General features: G+C 53.9%; 3 protein-coding genes and 1 pseudogene. 3 read left to right on the forward strand and 1 reads right to left on the reverse strand.

The window, feature by feature from the left end; translation table 11 throughout:
* Positions 1-110: 110 nt before the first annotated feature.
* Positions 111-1,303, reverse strand: a pseudogene (locus tag ABRP66_RS11350) (IS3 family transposase); the annotation flags it as partial.
* 180 nt (positions 1,304-1,483) lie between these two features.
* On the opposite strand from ABRP66_RS11350, the gene ABRP66_RS11355 reads away from it, so the two are divergent.
* The 3 genes from ABRP66_RS11355 (at position 1,484) to ABRP66_RS11365 (ending at position 4,899) form a co-directional block, all read left to right on the forward strand.
* Complete coding sequence (locus ABRP66_RS11355; RefSeq protein WP_284769968.1) at positions 1,484-2,302, forward strand: GDSL-type esterase/lipase family protein; 819 nt, start codon at positions 1,484-1,486, stop codon at positions 2,300-2,302.
* Positions 2,303-2,372: 70 nt separating this feature from the next.
* On the forward strand, positions 2,373-3,242 hold the full coding sequence (locus ABRP66_RS11360) for an SGNH/GDSL hydrolase family protein (protein ID WP_284783757.1): 870 nt from the start codon (positions 2,373-2,375) through the stop codon (positions 3,240-3,242).
* Positions 3,243-3,264: 22 nt separating this feature from the next.
* Positions 3,265-4,899, forward strand: coding sequence for an AMP-binding protein (locus ABRP66_RS11365; RefSeq protein WP_349838697.1), 1,635 nt, complete (start codon positions 3,265-3,267; stop codon positions 4,897-4,899).
* Positions 4,900-5,022: the final 123 nt, after the last annotated feature.

The following is a 5,022-nucleotide window of genomic DNA, read 5'->3' on the forward strand; positions in this document are numbered from 1 at the left end:
TCAAAATGGTAATAAGAAAGCCGCTGCTTAACCCCTAAGCAGCTTAACAACGTGTCCACGATTTGCGGGCAACCCCAAAATCGTGGACACATAGTAGAGCTACCTAGTGGTTAGGCAGCTATTTCTTTTCTGCTGGTGGTTAAACCAATATGGTTCTCGAAGTCGACGGGGCTGACCATCCCGAGTGCGGAGTGCCGGCGCCGACGGTTGTAGACGACTTCAATCCAGTAGGCAACGGCCTTGCGTGCGGCATCACGGGTTGACCAGCGCTTCCGGTCGTAGAACTCGGTCTTAAGCGTCGACCAGAACGACTCAGCCATCGCATTATCGAAACACACGCCAGTACGCCCTACGGACTGAGCAATGCCCAGGTTGCGGCACACCTCCCAAAGCTTCTCACTGGTAAATTGCGTTCCGCGGTCAGCGTGAAACACCAGCCCATCAGGAACGTCACCGCGCAACGTATACGCCATCCGCAGGGCCCGTTCGACCAGAAATGTATCTTAAAACGCCATCCATAGCCCATCCCAGGATTCGGCGGGAGTGTCCATCGCGGATAACGCATAGGTACAGCCAGCCCTCATTCGTGCGTAGATAGGTAATATCCGACATCCACACTCGATTAAGCTGCCCTTGATCAAATAGGCGTTTCACTAGGTCTGGAAGCGTTGACTTCCGCTTGGATTGAATCGTCGTTACGGGAACAAACGCCCTGGGTGAGATGCCTTCAATACCCATCATCCGCATGCGTTTGGCCACGGTTTTGCGATTCACATAGACCCCACCCTCGGCGAGTTCTGCAGTAATCCGTGGGGCACCGTAGACTTCGTCAGAATCTGTCCAGATCTGATGAATCTTGCGGTCGACATCATCGTAAAATGCCGCACGATCATCTTTTCCGGATAAGCGTTGCTGCTGCATATGGGCCCATGTGTAGTATCCCAACCGAGACGCTTTTAAAAGGCGTGCCATGCGCTTGATACTGAAATTCGCCTTGCTCTGGCTGCATCAATTCGAACTTTTCTGATCGCGTTGCCTTAAAGCGAAGAAGGCTGTCGCTTGTGACAAAAACTCATTATCCATCTTGGCTTCTGCCAGCTCACGACGCAGACGAGCATTCTCAGCACGAAGATCCGCTTGGCTTAGCCCATCCGAGGAACCTTAGGCGTTGACGCTCATTTTTCACCCACCGACCTAAAAGACCTGGTGCGACACCAATCTCCTTAGCCATATGAGCAATCGGGCGTTCTGACTCGATTACCAGGTTTGCGGCTTCACGTCGATACTCAGGTGTGTATTTTCTGGCGTTGTTGACTCACAATGAACATCCTCTCTTACGGACACAAGATCCGCACAAATAGGGTGTCCACTAAACGAGGGTAACCTCACAATCTACAAGCCCACAAACTGACATTCAGCTAAAAATCCATTAACCTAAACTTAGAAACCTCAAGGAGAAACAACAATATAAGAGGAAACAAGAATGAAATCCCCCACTAAACTCGCAGCAGTAGCAGCCGCAACCGCAGCTCTCATCGCAGGACACACCTCCGCCCTCGCCGCAACACCAGGCAACACCGTCCTCACCGGTGACAGCGTAGTAGCCAACCCAACCGTGCCTGACTACTGGAAGAATAAAGCAAACATCAAAGCAAACACCGGCGTCGGCTGTGTTACAGACGGGGCCATCGCCGACGAAATCGCCAACGCATCCGGCGGCGCACACGTCGACCAGTACCAATGCGCAGGCGCTTCCTTTTCCACCGGCGGTGTACATATCGACAACGCCCTGCGCACCGCAGCTCAACACGGTGACCTCAACCCACAAACCAAAAACGTAGTCATCGTCGCAGGAGCCAATGACACCTATCCCTACGGCCCCGACGTCCAAGCATCAGACCGCGCAATCCGCAACGGCCTCCGCAATGCCATCAACATCGCCCACCACCACGCACCCAACGCCAAAGTCATGGTAGTCGGCTACCCCCACGTCTCTTTCAACAACATGTCCTGCTACAACAGCGGACTCGGCTCATCCAACCCCCTCCCCATTCCGGCCGGCAACACTGCAGGTACCGAGCAGCGCCTACAGAACGCCCTCCGCGAAGTAGCACAACAAAACAACGCCACCTTCCTCGACGCATGGCCAATGTCCGAAGGACACGACGCCTGCTCCCCAGACCGCTGGTGGGTAAACCTCATCGACATCATGCCACCAGCACCAGGCAATCTTCCTCTCCACCTCAATGCCCACGGCACCCACGCCTACGGCCAATTCATCGGACACAACCTCGCTAAGTGACCCAAACAACAAAGATTCCCGTGCAACCCCAAAATGCACGGGAATTTCCCGTCTAACAAGGAAAACACCCATGAAAACCACAAAAATCAACACAGCACTCGCCACCGCAGCACTAACAACCACACTCCTAGCCCCCACCGCACAAGCCCTCCAACCAGGAGACAAATACGTAGCACTCGGCGACTCCTACGCCTCAACCGGAACCATCACACAACCTGTCCCTGGCAGCACCCCAGCCTGCGTCAAAGACCAAGACAACTACCCACACCAACTAGCCAAACAACTCAACCTACAACTCGACGACGCCTCCTGCGCCTGGGCATTCACCTACCAATACGACAACCCCCAACACCACGCACTCCCCTTCACCGCCCCAGCCCCACAAAAACAACACCTCACACCCGACACCAAACTAGTCACCATCACACTCGGAGGAAACGACGCAGGACTAGCCGCCCTCTTCGCAACCTGCACACCACACATCCAAATCCCAGGGCTCCCCGACTGCGCCCCCATCGCAAAACCCATCACCGACGCCAGCATCCACAACCCCGACATCACCGGCCGAAACCTAAAACAACGCCTCACCGACATAGCCAACGACACCAAAAAACGCGCACCCCAAGCCCAAATCTTCTTCACCGGATACTACACAGCAGCCACCCCAGAACACCGCTGCCCCGAAAGCGGCTACCTCTCCCTCAACGACCGCAAATACATCAACAACTTCCTCACCGAAGTCAACAACACCATCCGACAAGCAGCACAAGAAACACACACTAACTACATCACCCCACCAAACGACCCCGAAGGATGGTGCAAACCCCCACACCAACGAAACTCCAACTACTACGGCCTACCCGAACAAAACCTCATCGCCCACCCCACCTCACTAGGCCAAAAACACATGGCCCAAGAAATCGCACGCAACATCCACTAACCCAAACACAGAAGGAGAACAAATGAACACCACCAAAGAAACCATCCAAGGCATGCAGCACATGCTCAAAATGACCAAACAACGCGGATTCCTAACCCACAACGCACCAGCAAAAGCAAAACTACTAGGCCTCCGCAACATCGCCCGCTACCGCTTCTCCCCCGCAAGCAACCTCGAAACCGCCTACCAAATAGCCCCAAATACCACAGCAATCATTGACGACGACACACAACTCACCTACGCACAACTCCGCCACAACGCACGCAGCCTCGCCCAATGGCTCACAAACTACGCACAGCAACACAACCTCAAACCCCACCAACTCAACTACGGAATCCTAGCCCGCAACTCCTCCGGAGCCGCCACAGCAATCCTCGCCCGCTCCTACAACGGCGCAATAGCCAACATGCTCAACATCCAAGGCTCCCCAGAACAAATCAAAAACCTCATCCAACAAAACAACATCAAACTCATCATCACCGACCCCGAATTCCTCCCCAAAATCCCCCACAACACCGATAAAATCATCATCAACGACACCACAACAACCCCAAACCCAAACCACATCACCCTCAACCACATCACCCAAACCACCCAAAAAATCAAACTCCCCCTCATCCCCAAACAAACCCCCTACATCCTCTACTCCTCCGGCACAACAGGAACCCCCAAAGGAATCCAACGCAAAGAACCCACCTTCCCAGTAACCCTCGGCGCCATCCTCGACAACCTCGACTGGCACGCCAACCAAACCGTCTACATCCCCTGCACCCTCTTCCACACCTGGGGCATCGGAGCCCTCAACATCGCCATCGCAGGAACCTGCACAATGATCATGTCCCGGCACTTCGACCCCGACAAAGGCATGCAAATCATCCAAAAATACAAATGCGACGGCGCCGTAACCTCCCCAATCTTCTACAAAAACATGCTCGACAAAAAATACGACATGAGCAGCCTAAAATGGATAGGCTCCGGCGGAAACAAAGTCACCCCACAACTCGTCCACGACGTAAACCAACACTTCGGACGCCCCATCCTCACCACCATCTACGGCTCCACCGAAGCCGACCTCATCGCCTGCGCTAACCCCCAACAACTCGCCAACGACCCCACCACAGTAGGAACACCAGTAACAGGCGTCCAAGTCACCATTCGCGACCCACAAGGAAACCCCCTACCGCAAGGAAAAACCGGCCAAATCACCATCAAAAGCCCCATGATGCTCACCGGCTACACCAACCCAAACAAGAAACCCCCATACACCCAAGACGGAATGCTACAAATGGGCGACACCGGATACATCGATAACAACAACCAACTCCACGTCCTCGGCCGCTCAGACTCAATGATCATCGTCGGCGGAGAAAACGTCCACCCAGAATCAGTAACAGCAACCATCGAATCAATGCCCGAAATCGCCGAAGCAGCATGCATCGGAGTCGAAGACAAAGACACATTCCAAAGAATCGCCGCCTACGTCGTCACACACAAACCCCACACCCTCACCCCAAAACAAATCCAACAACACGTCGCCCAAAACCTCGCCGACCACTCCATCCCCCGAGATGTCCACTTCATCGACAAACTCCCACGCAACATCATGGGCAAAATCCAAATCAACCAACTAACCAAACTCCACAACCACCCCCACTAAAATTGCACCACCCCCACACACCAACTACGGTAAAATTCACGTACAAAACTGGGGTTGCCCGCAAATCGTGGACACGTTGTTAAGCTGCTTAGGGGTTAAGCAGCGGCTTTCTTATTACCATTT

It is taken from the genome of Corynebacterium sp. KPL2680, from assembly GCF_040225675.1.
Lineage (GTDB): Bacteria > Actinomycetota > Actinomycetes > Mycobacteriales > Mycobacteriaceae > Corynebacterium > Corynebacterium rhinophilum.